The sequence below is a fragment of the Sphingomonas sp. UYEF23 genome, from assembly GCF_040546165.1.
Taxonomy (GTDB): domain Bacteria; phylum Pseudomonadota; class Alphaproteobacteria; order Sphingomonadales; family Sphingomonadaceae; genus Sphingomonas; species Sphingomonas glacialis.
Genome location: NZ_JBEPNG010000005.1, coordinates 198512 through 215552, shown reverse-complemented (window position 1 = coordinate 215552; position 17041 = coordinate 198512). Strand labels below are relative to the sequence as shown.

Sequence of the window (17041 nt, the reverse complement as noted above, 5' to 3'; positions counted from 1 at the left end):
GTGATGGTCCAGGCAAACTTCTGGTTCGCGCTAAGCCCCCCCCGCGTCGGTCGCCGTCACCGTCACCGCATAGACGCCGCCGTTGCCGCTCTGGCTCGCCGACCGGTCGATCGTCCCCGAGATAACGCCGGTCGTCGCGTTGATCGTCAAGCCCGCCGGCAAGCCGGTGGCGGCATAGCTCAGCGTGCTGTTGTCGACGTCGCTGAATGCGCCCGCGGTTGGCACGGTGATTCCGCTCTGGGCGTCCAGATTGGCCTGTGGCGGCAGCGCGCCGACTGCGACGGGTGCGTCGTTCACCGCGGCCACCGCCACCGTGACGGTCGCGGTCGAGCTGCCGCCCTGTCCGTCACTGATCGTGTAGGTGATCGTGTAGGTGATCGTGTCGGTGCCGTTGAAATTGGCGTTTGGAACGTAAAGCAACGTCCCGTTGGAATTGATCGTAACCGTGCCGTTCGCCGCGCTCGCCGAGACGACGGTCAACGGGTCGCGGTCAGGATCGCTGTCATTGGCGAGGACGTTGATCGTGACAGGCGTATCCTCGCTGGTCGAAGCGCTGTCGTTGGCCGCCGTCGGGGCGGGGTTGGTGACGGACCAGGTAAAGGTCTGCGTGGTTGCCAGCCCGCCAGCATCTGTTGCAGTGACGGTGACCGAGTACACGCCCCCGTTGCCGCCCTGGCTCGCCGAGCGATCGATCGTTCCCGAGATCACACCCGTCGCGGTGTTGATCGATAGGCCGGCCGGCAGGCCGGTCGCCGCATAGCGCAGCGTCGCATCGTCGATGTCGCTGAACCCGCCAGCGGTTGCGACGACGATGCCGGCCTGCGCATCGACATTGCTCTGTGGCGGCAAACTGCCGACGCGAACCGGCGCGTCATTGACCGCAACCACCGTGACCGCAACCGTTGCCGTGGCGGTGCCGCCCTGGCCGTCGCTGATCGTATAAGTGATCGTGTCGCTGCCGTTGTAATTGGCGTTTGGCGTATAGCTGATCGTGCCGTTGGCATTGACCACGACGCTGCCCTTGCCGGCCGAAGCCGAAACCAGGGTGAGCGGATCGCCATCGGGATCACGGTCGTTCGCAAGCACGTTCACGGTCGTGCCTGCGGTATCCTCGTTCACGATCAGCGCGGCGTCGTTCACCGCGACCGGAGGCGGATTGGTAATCGTCCAGGTAAAGCTCTGCGTGGTGGAAAGCGATCCATCCGAGGCCGTGACGCCGACCGTGTAGACACCTCCAGCGACCTGACTTGCCGATCGATCGATCGTGCCGGTGATAACGCCCGTGCTGCTGTTGATCGAAAGGCCGTTCGGCAGACCCACGGCGCTATAGGTCAGTGCCGGACCGTCGACATCGGCAAAAGCGAAGGCTGTGGCGACGCTGATGCCACTTGCCGCATCGACATTGGACCGTGGCGGGAGGACGCCGACCGGCGTCGGCGCGTCGTTGACCGCGGTGATCGTGATCGGGACGATCGCGCTCGACGTTCCGCCGCGACCATCGCTGATCGTGTAGCTGATTGTGTCGGTGCCGTTATAATTCAAGTTCGGCGTGTAGTTCAGCGTGCCATTTGCATTGATGGTGACGGTGCCGTTCGGCGCGCTCGCAGCGGTGACCACCACATTGTTGGTCGAGGTCCCGGGAACCGGCTTGTCGTCGATGTCGGTATCGTTGGTCAGCACCGCGATGTTGGTGATTGCCGTGTCTTCGGCGGTCGTCAACGGGCCGTCATTGACCGCGATCGGCAGGTCGTTGACCTCGATCACCTTGATCGTCGACACAGCCACGTTGGACGAGAAAGTGGAATTGGCAAAACTGACGTTGATAGTGCGGTCGACGGTGGCGGGCCGCTCGCTGGTGTTGCGGAAGGTCACTGCGCCGAGCGCAGCCTGATAGGACGCCGAACTGGCGGCGCCGGTGAAGGTGATTGTGCTGCCGGTGACCGCATAGGAAATGCCGCCGGAGACTGTGCCCGAGGTCGCAGTGGATCCGTCGATCAGCAGCTGATCACCGCTTTGCGCATTCGCAAGCGACACCGTCAGCGACGTGACCGAGCCGATCGGATTCATGATCGTTGCATCGGTATTGGCGATGCGGATACCGGTACCGTTTTCCACGAACGTGGTGAGATAGCTTGATCCGGTCGCGGTGCTATCGCCTGCGTCGAGATCGAGCCGCGGGATCGAGGTCGTCACCCCGCCCGAACCAAAGGCGAACTCGCTATTGCCGTCGTGCGTGAAGCCGGCCTGCGCCGATGCCGCGCGATCGACCTGATAGGTGATCGTCCAATTGCTGGTATTGGTCCAGTTGAACTTGGCCGCCGAGATCGGCAGCGGCGGAGCGGCAAGCTCGTTCTGCGTACCGAATGCCGTGACCCTGCCAGGCACGTTTGTCGTGAAGCGCACGTCGGTCACGGCCGCCGACTGGAACGACGTCAACGTATCGGTCGACACGACGACGCTTTCGCGCGTGATCGCGCTGGGGTTTGCGCCGGTGCCGTCGAGATCGGCAATCGTATAGCTGATGTCCGCCGAGATCGGCGTGTTCGTGCCAGCCAGCACCAGTTCCCAGCGCACCTGCGCCGAGGCCACGCCCGTCGTCGGCCCGCCCGCCGTCGCGAGCAGGAAGCCGGGATCGTTCGTCGTGTTTACGGGACGGTCGAAATTGATGACGTCGGTGGACAAGGTGCTCGACACCACCACCGCACGCAAATCGACCGCTTGTCCGCCGACCGTGCCGGCGTTCGTCCACACAGCATAGCCGGAACTGATGCCGACCGACCGCGATGCGCCGACGATGGTCGAAAAACCCGTACCGGTCGCGCTGTTCGCCACCTCCGTCCCGGCGGCGGTATAGACCTTGAGCACGGTCGAGGTCGGATTGATCGAGATCAGCGCAGTGGCGAGCACTCCATGCCAGTCGTAGGCGGTAAGGACGGTGCTCTCGACCGTGCCGAGCTTGGCTTCGAGGATCCAGTTGCCACCGCGCATCGCGGACCCGGTATCGTCGATCGAGGCCGCGACATCGGCGGCGGTCTTGGTGGCAATGGCATCGATCAAGTCCTGGCCCGACTGGCCCGCCCCGACGTCGCAGCCGTAGATCAGGATGTCGGCATCAGCCGAGAGATGCGTACCGATGGCGCTGAGCTGCCCGGCCAAGGCCCCCATCGCCGACGCGGCGTCCACCCGAGTCGAGCCAAGAAAGAACGCCCCCTCAACGCCGTGGCTGACGATGTGGATCGCGCCGACGTTGGTGTAGCCCGACAGCGTATCGCCGATCTGGCCAAGGCCGTCACCGCCCGCGTCGAGCACCACGACCGTGCCCTGCGAACGCCACTGTTCGACAAGCTGCTGATAATCGCTGATCGAGGAATCGATGAAGATGAAGCTCCGTCCGCCAGCATCTTCCAGCGTGGTGTCCGGCGACACGATCACCCCGGTCTCTCGCACCACCGAGCTTTGTAGCCAGACTCGCAGGTCGGTCTGGTCAAGGTTGTCACTGTGCGTGCTATCGACAGCTCGTGCGGGAAGCGCGGGATCGAACGCGGTCCACGCCGATTGTGCGGCCGCGGCGTCTGCAAATGCCAGTTTAGCCAGCAAGTCGCCGCCGCCAAATGCGTTGGTGTCGAAGGTCTGGGCATCGAGCGCGGTAATAATCGCTGCGCCATCGAACATCATTCGCGGTTCGAGCGCGATGAGGCATGCGTCGCTGCTTGCGCCGCCCAACATTAATCTTGCCGTGCGCACAATGCTCGACGCCATTATGTCATCTCCCCCAAAACACCGTGACTACGCAAACAGACACGCCGTGACACAATGGTGACAGAAGACACCGATCATGTTAGTTGGTATTTAAAACACCAATCAACTCCACTGCGCTATCTTAAAATTCTAACATTCGATTCTGATTATGCAATCTGTTATTTGTCTTCGGGAAACGTAAATATTTTGTATGAGAAATGCAGAGAAATACGACGAAGCGAGGCGGGTTTGAGCTTTCGGCACCGTCTCCACGCCCTACCCGACGGGCAATTGGAGCGAACTCGAGTGGCGCGCGCAGCACACCGCGTGCGGTGCCGGTCCAGAGCACAAAGTTCGTACATCTGCTGAGTTGCGTGATGCGCCGGGCGCAGTTCCGCCCGGGGGTCCGCTCTCACTCGCCCACGCGGCAGAGACCTTGGTCGGACCGTCACCATAAACGAATCCAAATGCAGATGCAGATGCGGGGAAAATTGACGGAACGATAGCAATCGGTACCGCATTGCCCCGACTGCTTCCTCATGACATGCTGCCACCCGAGATCGCTGCGGGAGAGTATGTTGAGCAACCATCGCAAGCCGGTGCAAGCGCGGTCACGCAAGACCTACGAACTGTTGCTCTCCGCCGCCGAGACGCTGCTCGAGGAGGTCGGCGTGGAGCGAATTTCGACCAATCTGATCGTCCAGCGCGCGAACCTGACCGCGCCCGCGTTCTACCGCTATTTCGATGACAAATATTCCGTGATCGAGGCGCTGGCCGAACGGCTGATGCAACGACAGAACACGGCGCTGACCGCGTGGGTCGCGCGCTATCGCGACAAAGGCTATGACGTGCTGGTCGATCGTGCCGAGGAACTGGTGCGCGAGATAGACACCATCACCCGGCAGCAGCCTGGCGCGATCTGGATCATGCGAGCGCTCCGCGCGGTCCCGCGGCTCGCGCATGTCCGGCTCGCCTCGCACCATTTCGTAACCGACCTGCTGACCGACGTTTACGCCACCTACTTGCCCAGCGTTCCGCGCGAACGGATCCGCCGCCGGACCCGACTTGCCGTCGAGATCGCCTATTCGGTCGACGAGATGCTCAAGGAGGATCGCAACGATGAGGCGGAGGTGTTCGAAGACCTGAGCTATATTTTCCGCTCGCTCTATTATCATCCCGACCTCGCGGTGCCGCCGCCTGCACGCGATGCGAGCGCGGAGACAATTCCCGCGCTGTCATAAAAACGATATTAAAGACTATCATACGCGGCCTCGACACGAATCAGTTGGGGCGCAGACATGATCCATTCCATCGCTCGTTCTGCGGTGTTCCCCACATTGTTGGCCGGCACCGCGATCACCACGCCGGCGTTGGCGCAACAGGCTAGCGACCCTAAAGCGGCAGAGCCCGACAAGACTCGCGTAGCCGATGGCGACGACATCGTCGTGACCGGCCGCGCCGGCACGTCGCGCCAGCGCAAGGTCGAAACGAGCTATGCGATCTCGACGATTTCGGACCAGGACCTGCGCGTCCGCGCGCCGATCGGCGTCGCCGAGGCGCTGAAACAGGTTCCCGGCTTCTACAGCGCGCCGACGTCGGGCGAAGTCTCGGGCGGGGTGCGTGTGCGCGGTATTCCGAGCGACGGGTATCAGACCGTCGCGCTGCTCGAGGACGGCATCCCGATCCAGGGTGATCCCGGTCTCGGTTGGCTCAACGGCGACCAGTCGCTGCGGATCGACCAAAGTGTCGAGCGGATCGAGGTGGTGCGCGGCGGGCCGTCGGCGATCTTCTATTCGAATGCGCCCGGCGCGGCGATCAACTTCATCACACGCAAGGGCGGCGACACGCTCGAGGGGCTCGTTCGCTACGAGGCGGCAAGCTACAATTCGCACCGTGTCGACGGCTGGATCGGCGGACCGATCGGCGCGAGCGGGTGGCATGTCTTCGCTGGCGGCTATTACCGCGTCTCGGACGGCCCGCACAATTCGGGCTTCACCCAGGATCGCGGCGGCCAGTTCCGCGTCAACGTGTCGAAGGCGTTCGAGCGCGGCGACATCACCTTCGGCGTCAAGCGGATCGATGAGCGCGTCGGCTATTGGGGCGGCGGCATCTATCAGGCCAACGCCAATGGCACGCCGAGCAACGTCGTCGGGCTCGACAACAAGGTCGACAATATCGTGGGCCCCGACACGCGCTATTTCAACTTCCTGACGCCGAACGGCGCGGTCAAGTTCGACGATGGCGTCGGCAGCAGCGTCAAGCTGACGCAGTTCAGCTTCCAGGCACATTACGACATCAGCGACGCCTTCAAGGTCGAGGAGAATGTCCGCTATCGCACGAGCTGGACGCAGCGCAACAGCATCACCCCGTACACCGTCGCCGCATCGGCGAGCGCGCTGCTGACCAGCACCTTCGGCAAGCCCGCGGCGGGGACTGGCTATGCCTTGCTGTATCGCGACAGCGGGGCTGCGTTCAATCTCGTCAACCAGAACGGCAACGGGCTCGCGCTGATCGATCTGGCGCGCACGCACACCGTGCCGCTCGACGAGTTCATCACCGACACCCGGCTGGTGGGCAAGCTAGATCTGCTCGGCACGCACAATCTCGCGTTCGGCGTCTATTATGCGCGCGAGCAGGAAGATTATAACGCGCTCAGCGCCGCCGTGCTGACCGACGTGAAGGCGCATGCCGAAGTGCTCGATGCCTATCTGGTCGATGCAAAGGGCAACAAGCTCTTCAAGATCAGCGACAATGGCGTGATTCAATATGGCGCCGAATTTGCAAATGCGAGCGGCAGTTCTGACAATATCGCGGCCTATGCCAGCGACGAGTGGCAACTGACCCCAAAGTTCCGCCTCGAGGGCGGCGTGCGCTACGAGCAGATCAAGACGCGCGGGCAGGTCGAAGGCACCAAGAAGGTCAATCTCGGCCAGAGCCCGACCAGCGCCGATGACTCGGTCGGCGTCGGCACCGGGGTGTTCACGCCCTTCTCGCGCAAATACAATCATGTCGGCTGGACCGCCGCCGCCAATTATCAGGCGCGCCCGTTCTTCGGCGTGTTCGCGCGCTATACCGACACGTTCCGGCTGCCCGCCGTGTCGAGCTTCATCACCAACGCCAATGCGGCGCCCGTCGTACAGACGCTCAACATGCTCGAAGGCGGGATCAAATATTCGCGCGGCAAGGTCGATCTCTACGTCACCGGCTTCCGTACGGTGTATAACAGCTACGCGATCAGCGACTATCAACGGCTTGCCAGCGGCCTGTTGTCGCCGGTCACCGTCTATGGCGACACCAAGACCACCGGCACCGAAATCGAGGGGACGTGGCGGCCGACCAACTGGTTCGATCTCCACGCGTCGTGGACCTGGCAGGACAATCGCTTCAGCAAGTTCGTCTACACCAACAGCGCCGGCGTGCTGACCGATTATTCGCACCACAAGGTCAACGGCGTGCCCGACAACACCTTCCGCATCACGCCTGGCGTGACGCTGTTCGACCGCAAGGTCCGGCTCCAGTCGGACGTCAACCATGTCGGCGCGCTCTATACCGATGTCGCCAACCAGATCCGGCTGCCGAGCTATTGGTCGGTCGATTTCGCCGCGCAGTTCCAGCTCACCCCCAAGCTGCAATTCGGGCTGATCGTGGCGAACGTCACCAACGCCTTCGGCCTGGTCAACGGCAATCCGCGCGCGGGCACGATCGACAGCAGCCAGGCCGGGCAGCCGGTCTATATCGGCAGCTCGCTCTACCAGCGGAACTATCGTGGGTCGCTCACCTACCGCTTCTGATGCGTCTGCGCGGCGTGAGCGATCACGTCGCGCGTCGCTTTGCTTCGAAAGGATCCTGCCGTGCGTATTGGTCTCCCCCTGCTGGCGCTCGTCCTGGCGCAGACTCCGCTACTCGCCGCGCCGGGCGACGCGCCGCGCATCCCGCCTGTCGCCAGCCTGAGCGACGGGCAATGGCTCAAGGGCGATCTGCATCTGCATTCGCGCCACAGCAAGGATTCGACCAACAATCCCGAGGCGAAGATCATCAAGTTCGCCGAGGATACCGGCTTCGACTATCTCGGCATCACCGATCACGACAATCACGTCGCGGGCGACGTCACGCACAACACGTGGAGCGACCCCGAATTCACCTCCAAATCGGTGATCCTGCTCTACGGCGCCGAATGGACCACCGAGCGCGGCCACGGCAACGTCTTTTCGGCCAAGCCCTACGACCATCGGCGCCTGTTCGACGTGCGCGACGCGCGCGATGCGAAGATCCTCGCGGTCAAGCAATCGCTCGGCATCCATCTTTCGGGCAACCATCCCGCGGGCAAGGACCATTGGGGCTTCAGCTTCGACTTGCTCGATTCGCTCGAAGTGTGGAATTCGGCGATCTGGCCCAACAACGCCGCGGCGATTCTGATCTGGGACGACATGCTCAAATCGGGCCGCAAGCTGACCGGACGCGGCGGCAGCGACTCGCATCACGGTACGCCCGACACGCCCGAACAGAAGACGTCGCACACCGCCGAGCGCAGCGCCAATTACGTCGGTACACCGACCACCTGGGTGTTCGCCAGGACGCGCGACGCCAAGGGCGTGGTCGATGCGCTGACCAACGGCCGCGTGTCGATCAGCGCCAACCCGTACGACCCGCGCGTCGAGCTTCGTGCCGATCGCGACGGCGACGGGCGGATCGACATGATGATGGGCGACAATGCGCGCCCGACCGGCAAGCCCGTCACGTTCCAGGTGCAGCTCGTCGGCGGTGGCGTGAAGGGTGCGGTCTATCACATCCGCGTGATCAAGAACGGCGAGCCGCTCGGCGCCTATGACACCGATCCCGCAAGCAACGCCGTCAGCTTCACCGATACGCCCGCCGCCACGGGGCGCAGCTATTACCGCGTCGAGGTCGAAGGCCCGCAAACCCCCTATCCGCAAGTGCCGGTATCGACCGTGCTGAGCGGCAAGATGATCGCGCTGTCGAACCCGATCTATTTCAATTTCGATCCTGACTTTTGAACCTGCCTGTCAGGCGGCGTTACCGATCGGCGATTGTGGATCTGTGCTCGGCGGCGCGAGGCCTTCGAGCACGGTCGGGATCAGTTCGGAGACCGTGGGATGGATCGGCACCGCCCAGCGCAGCACGTCGATCGGCTGATCGGCGTTCATCATGTCGAGGATGCCGTGGATCGCCTCGTCGCCGCCCGTCCCGAGGATCGCCGCGCCAAGAATACGCTTGGTCTCGGCGTCGGCGACGATCTTGATCATCCCCTTGGTCTCGCCTTTTTCGACCGCGCGGCCGACGCGCGTCATCGGGCGGGTGGCCACCAGGATCGGCCGGCCTGTCTCCGCCGCCTGCGTTTGCGTCATGCCGACGCGCCCGAGCGGCGGATCGATATAGAGCGCATAGCCCGGGATCCGGTCGCTGACCTTACGGTCCTCGCCGTCGAGCAGATTGGCGGCGACAATCTCGAAATCGTTATACGCCGTATGCGTGAAGGCGCCGCGCCCGTTGCAATCGCCGAGCGCCCAGATGCCGCAGACATTCGTCTGCAAACCGTCATCGACAGTGATATAGCCGTGCGCGTCGGTCTTCACGCCCGCCGCATCGAGCCCGAGATCGTCGGTATTGGGCCGCCGCCCGACCGCGAGCAGGACATGACTCCCGACCACGACGGGCGCGCCGTCATGGCAATCGACCGAGACCGCCACCCCGGCGTCGTGCGGCGCAAAGCCGATGCAGGTCGCCCCCGCGCGCACTACGATCCCTTCGGCCTCGAGGATCTGGCGGACCGCATCGGAAATCTCCGGATCCTCGCGCGCGATCACGCGATCGCCGCGCTCGACAACGGTTACAGCCGCGCCGAAGCGGCGGTACATCTGCGCGAATTCGAGGCCGATATAGCTGCCACCGACGATCACGAGATGCTCGGGAACATGCGCCAGCGCGACCATGTCGGTATTGTCGAGGTGCGGCACATCGCCGACCCCCGGCATGTCGGGCACCGCGGCGCGGCCGCCGACGTTGAGAAAGATCCGCGGCGCCGAGAGCGCCTCGCCATCGACGTCCACGGTCGTCGGCCCGGTCAGGCGCGCATGGCCGCGGAGAAACGTCAGTCGCTCCATCTTTTCGAGCCAGCGCTCGTTGCCGCCACGCGCGTCGAGCGTCACCTTGCGCGCACGCGCCGCCACCGCGGGCATGTCGATCGTCACTGGCCCGACCTGTACCCCGAAATCGGCGGCACGGCGCGCGAGATGCGCGGCATAGGCGCTCGCCACGAGCGTCTTGGTCGGCATGCAGCCGGTGTTGACGCAGGTTCCGCCGACGAGCTTGCGCTCGATCAGCGCCACGGTCATGCCCGCCGCGGTGAGCCGCCCGGCGAGCGGCGGCCCGGCCTGCCCGGCGCCGACGATGATCGCATCGAACGCGCGGGTCACAGCGCGAAGACCACGGCAACGGCCAGCGCGAGCGCGATGGCGTCTTCGACCAGCGCGGCCGGAAGGTCGCGCCCGAATGCGCGTGCCAGGCGCGTGCGCAGCGCGGCCCCGCCGAGCGTGCCGACCACCGCGCCGAGCAGCCCAAGCCCGAGCCCGACCAGCGGCATCGCGCTCGCCACGCCGATCGCCGCGCCCGACACGCCGCCGCTCACCAGTCGCGCCCCGAACGGTCCAGCCAGTTTCCGGCTCGGCGTGGTCGGCAAGACATCCCCGACGAACTCACCCAGCGCGAGCAGCGACGCGATCCACGGCGTGAAGCGCCAGCCGAAAAAGGCGAGCCAGCTGCCGTCGAGCGCCAGCCCGCGCGCCGCGGCGGCCCAGGCGATCGCCGCGGGCGCGAGCATCGTACGCGACCCCGCGACGATACCGATCAGGAACGCGAGCACGATCATAAAGCGAGTCCTGCGCGAGAGAAGGCCTGTCCCTCCCATGCGCGCCGCGCGCGGTCAAACGAGTCCTAGCTTTCCTCGATGCGGCGCTCGCCCTCGGGGAGCAGCGAGAGTTCGCGCCAGTCGATTTCCTCCTGCAGGCGATAATAGCTCTCGTCACCGATCGCGTCGTCGACGCGAAGCGCCTCGAGCCGTTCGCGCTCGGCAGCGATCCCCGTGAGGCCGACCTTGCGATAGGGCTTCTCCACCGAAGTGCCGAACAGCGCATAGGCATAGCGGAACTGCTCGGGATCGCGCCCCGGCGCACCGTCGAGCGCCGCAGCGCCCGCCGCCGCCAGATCGCGCCGCGCGTCGGCGAGTTCGCGGTCGACATCGTCGACCGAGTCGAGCCCGAGCCAGCGGATCAGCGGCGCAAGCGTCATTCCCTGGACGATCAGCGTCGCGAGCACGACCGCAAAGGCGGTGAGCACCACGACATCGCGCTGCGGGAAGTTCGCCGGCAGCGCAAAGGCGGTCGCGAGCGTGATCAACCCGCGCATCCCGCACCACGAGACGAACACACCCTGCGCCAGCGTCGGCGGGGTGAGATCGCCGCGCACTGCCGCAAAGCGCCGCGCGAGCAGGTTCCACGCCATCACGACGACGATCCGCGCGCCGATTACCGCGAGGATCACGACGCCCGCGACCGCGAGCGAATCCCACAAATGCGCTGCCGTCATCCGCCCCACGATCAGCCGCGCCTGCATCCCCATCAGCAGGAATGCGAGCACGTTGAACAGAAACACCACGGTCGCCCACACCGCAAAGCTGTGGACGCGCATCCGCGGCGACCCGCTGCCGCCCGACCGCGCGATCGTCATCGCGCAGCCGACCACCGCGAGCACGGGCGAGAGGTGCAGATGCTCGGCGACGATCCACACCGCGAAGGCGTTGATGAATTGCAGGATGTTGCCGCCGAGCGTCCCCGCGACGAACTTGCCGAGCCACTGGAACACGAACGCGCTGGCGATGCCGAACACGATCCCGCCCGGTGCCGCGAACGCGAGCTGCAGCGCGACCCCCGAGCCGAAGCCGCCATTCGCCTGCACCGCGAGCGCCGCGCCGAACAACAGCAGCGCGGTCGCATCGTTGAACAGGCTCTCGCCCTTCAACACCGCGATCGTGCGCTTGGGGAGCGAGACCGTGCCGAGCACCGCGGTCGCCGCCGCCGCATCGGGCGGCGCGACGATGGCGCCGAGCGCCACCGCCGCGGCGAGCGGCAGGCCGACGAACGCGACGCCGATCCACGCGACCGTCGCGGTGGTGACGAGGATCGCCCCGACCGCGAGGATCGACAGCGGGCGCCACAAGCGCTTGGCCGCATGGAGCGGAAAATCGAACGCCGCGTCGAGCAGCACCGGCGCGATGAACAGCGCAAGCACGGTGCCGGGGTCGATCGCGATCGTCGGTGCACCCGGGACGAAGGCGATGACCACGCCGCCGAGTGCGAGAATCGCGGGATACGGCAAGTTCAGCCGCCGCGCTGCCTGGAGCGAGACGATCGCTGCGAACAGCAACGCCAACAGGCTTTCGAAAAAGGTCATGGCGCGAGCGTATCAAGCCGCGAGCGCCGTGTCAGGCACGGCGCATTCCACGCGGCGGGCGCCTCTCGCCGCTTAATGAAGCAAGCCCGCAGCGCGCAGCGCACGCGCGATGATCGCCTGCACCGCGTTTGCCGAATCCTCGGGCTGCGGCGTTCCGCGTCCGGCGGGTCTTTTGGGCGTGCGATCGTTCGGCCGCGTCGCCTGCGCCTCGCTCGTCAATCCCCAGGCATCGGCGATCATCCGGCTGCTCGAAAGCCCGACATCGAGCATATAGGGACCGGCCTGCCCCAGCTGCTCGGGCCCTGATGGATCGATCGGCACGCCGTGGCCCATCCCCGCGACATTCCACTGCTCGACCGCGGCGCGCCCCGATGCATCGCGCCACACGCGCTTTTGCCAAGTCGCGCCGGTCTTTGTCTCGCTCGGTGCGTCGGGCAGGCCGTGCACCGTCCGCCATTGATCGGCGAGTTGGTCGGCATTGGCGGGGACGACGGTACGATCGGCATCGCCGTGCCAGATCGACACGGCGGGAAGCCGGTGCGCCACGCCAGGCGCAGCACCGCGCACCACATCCGCCGCAACGGCCGCACTGTCGGCACCGTGGCCGCGCATCCGGTCGAGCGCCTGCAACATGCTCGTCGCGCCGCCATAGGGCAGTCCGCCGATGATCGCGCCCGCCGCGAACAGATCGGGATAGGTGGCGAGCATCACCGCCGTCATCGCGCCACCCGCCGAAAGACCCGTCACGAAGATCCGGCTGCGATCGAGGCGGTGCGTCGCGACCATCGTCTCGATCATCTGCGCGATCGATTCGGCTTCACCCCCCGTACGCGCGATGTCGCTGCGTTCGAACCAGTTGAAGCACAGGTTCATGTTATTGGCGCGGCGCTGTTCGGGATACAGCAGCGCAAAGCCCGCGCGATCGGCCAGCGTCGACCAGCCACTGCCCTGGTCATAGCCAGCGGCATTCTGCGTGCAGCCGTGCAACACGACGACCAGCGGCGCATTCGGGCGCAAATCGGGGGGGAGATAGCAATGCGCCTCGAGCGCGCCGGGATTGCTTCCGAAATTCTCGAGCAGCGCGAGGCGGCTCGGCACTTCGGGGGGCTGGGGCGCGTAGGGATACGCCGCCATGCGCGCGATAGTGTCTGAAATGCGCCGCATGATCGGCCTCTTGGGTAACGCCTGCAGGTGCGGGCTGGCCCCAAGAGATAGGGATTATGCTGCACTGCACAATAACAAAGGTTTGGAAAATACGGCACAGGGGTTGTGCCGCCCAAACCGCCACCATCGATTATTCGGTCGGATCAGGACATCCGCGCAAGTTGATGGCGTCGTATTGAGCGAGCAGCCGGCCGACTTCGGCGACGGTGGTCTCGAGCTCGTGCCGATGGCGTTCGGTCACGTCTTCGGTGGGAATGCCGTTGCGGCCGTCATGAACCGAGAAGCCGTTTTCGATCAGCCAGAGCGCGTCGCTTGCGCGCGAGCGTTGGCGGCGCAAATGCATCGCCCATTGCTCGATAAGGCCCGAGGGCACGAGGCGATCGATTTCACTCAAGATCTGTCGTTCGATTGTCTTCATCCCCACGCAGCGTGTCGCCACCGTGCCCGAGCGGCACGATGGCGACCTGGCATTACTTGCCGCGCAGCGTGTTCATCACGGCGAGGCCGAGCACGCCGACCAGAGCTGCCGTAGCATACGGCCGGTCACGCGCGAAGGTGCGGACCTTGTCGACCAGCGGGCCGGGGTTCGAGACGGCGTCCATTGCCGCGCCGGCGACCTGCTTGGCATTGCCGACGACCTGATCGGCGACGCCCGAACCCTGCAACGAGGTGTCGCCCGTCAGCTTGCCTGCGGCTTCCTTGATGGTGCCACCGAGATCCTGAGCTTCACCCTTGAACGACGTGCTGTTCATAACTGACCTTTCCATGCGCTCTGCCGGTCTTGGCGCGCGTGCGGCGATAACGAGCGTTTGGCATAGAAGGTCCATCCACCGCCGCACTGCGCTGGAAAAGCCGCGCATCGTTCCTATTTCTCCGTATCGACAACGGGATACGGACATGGCGAACGGTTGGGCGCAGGACGGCGCGGTACAGGATCAGATCGACGATACAGTGGCGGACGCCGTTTTGGCGGCGCGCGCGCAGCTTCTGGCGGGCGAAGCGGCGCGCTATTGCGAGCAATGCGGCGATGATATTCCCGAAGCGCGCCGCGAGGCGCTGCCCGGCGCACGCACCTGCATCGCGTGCCAGGCCGAACGCGATGCAAAGATCCGCAGCGGCGGTATCAACCGGCGGGGCAGCAAGGACAGCCAATTGCGCTGATCCCGCGTATCCCCAGGTCGCTTCCACCATCGCCGCGAACATCCCCCTGCGAAACGGCGTTTGCAGTCGCGCGCGACATTGCCGATAGGGCCACACCGCGATCGGCGACGGTAAGGGGTGAGATGACGATAAACGGCTTGAAGGCGCTGGCCATGCTGCTGGCGCTCTGCGCGGTTGCCCCAGCGGCAGCCCAGCCGCGGCAGCGCACGATCCTGTTTATCGGCAACAGTTTCTCGCAAGGGGCCCATTCGCCGGTGCGCAACTGGCATGCCGGCAGTGTCGTCGATCTCAACCGCGACGGTTATGGCGGCGTGCCGGCCTTGTTCAAGGAATTCACCGAGGAGGCCGGGCTTAATTACGCGGTCAGCCTCGAGACGCAGGGCGGCCAGTCGCTGGCGTTCCATTTCGATGAACGCCGTGCCTTGTTCGAGCGCGCCTGGGATGTCGTCGTGCTGCAGGAATTCAGCACGCTCGACCGCGAACGGCCGGGTGATGCAAGCAGCTATCTGCGCAGCGTGCCGCGTCTGGTGGCGCTGTTCCACGGCTATAATCCGGCGGTGCAGATCGAATTGATGGCGACGTGGAGCCGAGCCGACGAGACCTATCGCCCCAAGGGTCACTGGTACGGCCGCCCCGTCACCGCGATGGCGCTCGATCTGCGCGCCGCCGCCAATCGCGTGCGGGCGGCGACACGCGGCGTGTCGGGCGTGTTACCGGTCGGCGAGGCGTGGAATCGCGCGATCCAGACCGGCGTGGCCGACGCCAACCCCTATGACGGCGTGGCGTTCGGCAAGCTCGATCTGTGGAGCTACGACCAGTATCATGCGAGCGTCTATGGCTATTATCTCGAAGCGCTGGTCGTGTTCGGCCGGATCACCGGGGTCGACCCGCTGACGCTCGGCAAGGATGAAAGCGCCGCCGACGAGCTTGGCCTGTCCCCCGCGCAGGCGACCGCGCTGCAACGCGTCGCGCACGACCAGCTCGCTGCCGAGGGCCGTCCGCGACGCTAGCCGAAGCGGCTAGGGGCGGACTTCGCCCTGATCCTCGCCGTTCCAGTAATGCACCCGTTGGGCGTGGACCTTGATCAGCACGAGGCCCGGCGTGTCGACACCCTGTGCAAACCAGCGCTCGAGATCGGGGTTCCAATGCTTCGCGAACACCGCTTTGTCGCGGATCAGTTCGGCCTGGCCAGCCACGGCGATGAACAGCGGCGGCTTGCCGAGTAGCCCCGAATTGCCGTGCAGCGTCAACCCGACCTTGGGGTTTGCCGCAATCTCGTGGACGCTATGCGTGTCATCAAGCGCAAAGAAGTAGCTGTCGCCGTCATAATCGACATCGGCATTGTTGCTCATCGGTCGCGCGGCGAGACCACCATCGGGCGCAACCGTCGTCAGCATCGTGAAGTCGATCTTGCGCATCGCTGCGGCAAGATCCTTTAGGGTCATCGTCACTGGCGGCTCTCCTGCTGGTTTGACAGGATAACCGGCCGTAGCGACGCGGGTTCCGCGATCGTCTCGAGCAAAACGGGCCGGGCGCCGGGCGCGAGCAGCGGACGTCGACAATCGACCCACCGTCACCCCCGTGAAACCCGGAAACTATCCCGATCGCGCAAAAGGCGCCTGACGCTCATTGCGCGGTAAGCCGCAGGATCCGCGCGCGTTTCGGGCGCGGGCGGAGCGAGTCCTGCGCTTTCCAATAGAGCGCGATCGCACCGATACGCAGCAGATCCGGCGCGCCCGACCCCGGTTGGCCCGTACCCGAAACGCTCCGCGCCCGCCGCACGCGCATTCCTGATGGCACGCGCCGCCAGCGCGAGGCGAGGTCACCCGCTGCGCCGCGGCCGTCCGACCGGATCATGTCGCGGCGACAGCGGAGGCAGTGGCTGAACGCGAAGCGTTGATTGCGTTGCAGATTGAGCGCCGGCACATGGCCGAGCAGCAGACACAATATCGCCATGAGTGACCTCCTTGGTGACCTGATGGGTTTGTAATAACGCTGCGAGCGTGACGAGGTCCGACGGCCCATGCGCGAGCACGCTTTCGAGATCCCAAAGCTCGAAGCACGCGCCGCTCGCTACCAGCAGAGCCGCAGTCCCGATCCCGCCGCGCTCGCGCATCGTCGCGGGAAGCTGCAACATCCCGTCGGGCGCGAGGGGCGCCGTATCGACAAAACCATAGGTCCGGCGCAGCTGATGGTGATCGTGAAATGCGCGCGGAGATTTGGCGAACCGCTCGGCAATTTCGAACTGGCGTTGCAGGACGTAGACTCGATCGAACGCGATGAGGCAGGGCGATTCCTCGTGCAGGCCAATGAACAGGAATTCGTCGATGCAGCGGGATCGCGAAGTTTCGAAGAAGCGGCGCGGCAACATCAATTCGCCGCCAGGCGTAACTTCGCACAGCGCGCTGCCAATGTACATTTCTTGCATCGCCTGATCCCTTGCCTAAGCAAGAGAATGGTTAACGCCGAAGGCCGATACTTTGAAATATCGTAAGATTACCAATCTGATTCC

15 protein-coding genes are annotated in these 17041 nt (G+C 65.0%); 6 read left to right on the top strand and 9 right to left on the bottom strand.

The genetic code is table 11. The features are described from left to right. Window positions 1–30 precede the first annotated feature (30 nt). On the bottom strand, window positions 31–3672 hold the full coding sequence (locus ABIB28_RS11655) for an Ig-like domain-containing protein (RefSeq protein ID WP_354288251.1): 3642 nt from the start codon (window positions 3670–3672) through the stop codon (window positions 31–33). Window positions 3673–4313: 641 nt separating this feature from the next. Between ABIB28_RS11655 and ABIB28_RS11650 the strand changes: the two genes are divergently transcribed. From ABIB28_RS11650 to ABIB28_RS11640, 3 genes are read left to right on the top strand one after another with little or no spacing between them, the layout of a single operon-like run. After that, entirely contained in the window at window positions 4314–4979 is a 666-nt protein-coding gene (locus ABIB28_RS11650) for a TetR/AcrR family transcriptional regulator (protein ID WP_354288250.1), read from the top strand. A gap of 57 nt (window positions 4980–5036) precedes the next feature. Then, on the top strand, window positions 5037–7529 hold the full coding sequence (locus tag ABIB28_RS11645; RefSeq protein WP_354288249.1) for a TonB-dependent receptor: 2493 nt from the start codon (window positions 5037–5039) through the stop codon (window positions 7527–7529). 60 nt (window positions 7530–7589) lie between these two features. Further along, window positions 7590–8753 carry a CehA/McbA family metallohydrolase gene (locus ABIB28_RS11640; RefSeq protein ID WP_354288248.1) on the top strand — a complete coding sequence of 388 codons (1164 nt, stop codon included), beginning with the start codon at window positions 7590–7592 and terminating at the stop codon, window positions 8751–8753. Window positions 8754–8762: 9 nt separating this feature from the next. Here the strand turns inward: ABIB28_RS11640 and ABIB28_RS11635 are convergent, their stop codons facing one another. From ABIB28_RS11635 to ABIB28_RS11610, 6 genes are all read right to left on the bottom strand, one after another. Continuing rightward, a complete protein-coding gene (locus ABIB28_RS11635) occupies window positions 8763–10172 on the bottom strand; it encodes an FAD-containing oxidoreductase (RefSeq protein WP_354288247.1) in 1410 nt (469 codons plus the stop codon). Then, window positions 10169–10624 (bottom strand): DUF4126 domain-containing protein, encoded by a 456-nt coding sequence (locus ABIB28_RS11630; protein WP_354288246.1) that lies wholly within the window; start codon window positions 10622–10624, stop codon window positions 10169–10171. The genes ABIB28_RS11635 and ABIB28_RS11630 overlap by 4 nt, the downstream gene beginning before the upstream one ends. A gap of 65 nt (window positions 10625–10689) precedes the next feature. Beyond that, the gene (locus ABIB28_RS11625; protein ID WP_354288245.1) at window positions 10690–12204 is read right to left on the bottom strand and encodes a cation:proton antiporter; all 1515 of its coding nucleotides are present in this window, start codon (window positions 12202–12204) and stop codon (window positions 10690–10692) included. Window positions 12205–12276: 72 nt separating this feature from the next. Next, window positions 12277–13368 carry an extracellular catalytic domain type 1 short-chain-length polyhydroxyalkanoate depolymerase gene (locus ABIB28_RS11620; protein ID WP_354288244.1) on the bottom strand — a complete coding sequence of 364 codons (1092 nt, stop codon included), beginning with the start codon at window positions 13366–13368 and terminating at the stop codon, window positions 12277–12279. A 130-nt stretch (window positions 13369–13498) separates the two neighbouring features. After that, window positions 13499–13762, bottom strand: coding sequence for a hypothetical protein (locus ABIB28_RS11615; RefSeq protein ID WP_189677103.1), 264 nt, complete (start codon window positions 13760–13762; stop codon window positions 13499–13501). Window positions 13763–13838: 76 nt separating this feature from the next. After that, window positions 13839–14120 carry a CsbD family protein gene (locus tag ABIB28_RS11610; protein WP_133191764.1) on the bottom strand — a complete coding sequence of 94 codons (282 nt, stop codon included), beginning with the start codon at window positions 14118–14120 and terminating at the stop codon, window positions 13839–13841. Window positions 14121–14265: 145 nt separating this feature from the next. Between ABIB28_RS11610 and ABIB28_RS11605 the strand changes: the two genes are divergently transcribed. Next, entirely contained in the window at window positions 14266–14529 is a 264-nt protein-coding gene (locus ABIB28_RS11605; RefSeq protein WP_133192187.1) for a DksA/TraR family C4-type zinc finger protein, read from the top strand. A gap of 122 nt (window positions 14530–14651) precedes the next feature. After that, the gene (locus ABIB28_RS11600; RefSeq protein ID WP_354288243.1) at window positions 14652–15539 is read left to right on the top strand and encodes a DUF4886 domain-containing protein; all 888 of its coding nucleotides are present in this window, start codon (window positions 14652–14654) and stop codon (window positions 15537–15539) included. A gap of 9 nt (window positions 15540–15548) precedes the next feature. Here the strand turns inward: ABIB28_RS11600 and ABIB28_RS11595 are convergent, their stop codons facing one another. After that, the gene (locus tag ABIB28_RS11595) at window positions 15549–15974 is read right to left on the bottom strand and encodes a pyridoxamine 5'-phosphate oxidase family protein (RefSeq protein WP_133192186.1); all 426 of its coding nucleotides are present in this window, start codon (window positions 15972–15974) and stop codon (window positions 15549–15551) included. A 181-nt stretch (window positions 15975–16155) separates the two neighbouring features. Further along, on the bottom strand, window positions 16156–16485 hold the full coding sequence (locus ABIB28_RS11590) for a hypothetical protein (RefSeq protein ID WP_354288242.1): 330 nt from the start codon (window positions 16483–16485) through the stop codon (window positions 16156–16158). A gap of 67 nt (window positions 16486–16552) precedes the next feature. Between ABIB28_RS11590 and ABIB28_RS11585 the strand changes: the two genes are divergently transcribed. Next, a complete protein-coding gene (locus tag ABIB28_RS11585) occupies window positions 16553–17023 on the top strand; it encodes a hypothetical protein (protein WP_354288241.1) in 471 nt (156 codons plus the stop codon). The last annotated feature ends 18 nt before the right edge of the window (window positions 17024–17041 follow it).

What these genes read in the sequence shown, in the direction of transcription:
- ABIB28_RS11595 (WP_133192186.1), bottom strand. Translation starts at nt 15,974, where the DNA reads ATGACCCTAAAGGATCTTGCCGCAGCGATGCGCAAGATCGACTTCACG.
- ABIB28_RS11630 (WP_354288246.1), bottom strand. Translation starts at nt 10,624, where the DNA reads ATGATCGTGCTCGCGTTCCTGATCGGTATCGTCGCGGGGTCGCGTACG.
- ABIB28_RS11655 (WP_354288251.1), bottom strand. Translation starts at nt 3,672, where the DNA reads ATGTTCGATGGCGCAGCGATTATTACCGCGCTCGATGCCCAGACCTTC.
- ABIB28_RS11620 (WP_354288244.1), bottom strand. Translation starts at nt 13,368, where the DNA reads ATGCGGCGCATTTCAGACACTATCGCGCGCATGGCGGCGTATCCCTAC.
- ABIB28_RS11650 (WP_354288250.1), top strand. Translation starts at nt 4,314, where the DNA reads ATGTTGAGCAACCATCGCAAGCCGGTGCAAGCGCGGTCACGCAAGACC.
- ABIB28_RS11590 (WP_354288242.1), bottom strand. Translation starts at nt 16,485, where the DNA reads ATGGCGATATTGTGTCTGCTGCTCGGCCATGTGCCGGCGCTCAATCTG.
- ABIB28_RS11605 (WP_133192187.1), top strand. Translation starts at nt 14,266, where the DNA reads ATGGCGAACGGTTGGGCGCAGGACGGCGCGGTACAGGATCAGATCGAC.
- ABIB28_RS11600 (WP_354288243.1), top strand. Translation starts at nt 14,652, where the DNA reads ATGACGATAAACGGCTTGAAGGCGCTGGCCATGCTGCTGGCGCTCTGC.
- ABIB28_RS11645 (WP_354288249.1), top strand. Translation starts at nt 5,037, where the DNA reads ATGATCCATTCCATCGCTCGTTCTGCGGTGTTCCCCACATTGTTGGCC.
- ABIB28_RS11610 (WP_133191764.1), bottom strand. Translation starts at nt 14,120, where the DNA reads ATGAACAGCACGTCGTTCAAGGGTGAAGCTCAGGATCTCGGTGGCACC.
- ABIB28_RS11585 (WP_354288241.1), top strand. Translation starts at nt 16,553, where the DNA reads ATGCGCGAGCACGCTTTCGAGATCCCAAAGCTCGAAGCACGCGCCGCT.
- ABIB28_RS11625 (WP_354288245.1), bottom strand. Translation starts at nt 12,204, where the DNA reads ATGACCTTTTTCGAAAGCCTGTTGGCGTTGCTGTTCGCAGCGATCGTC.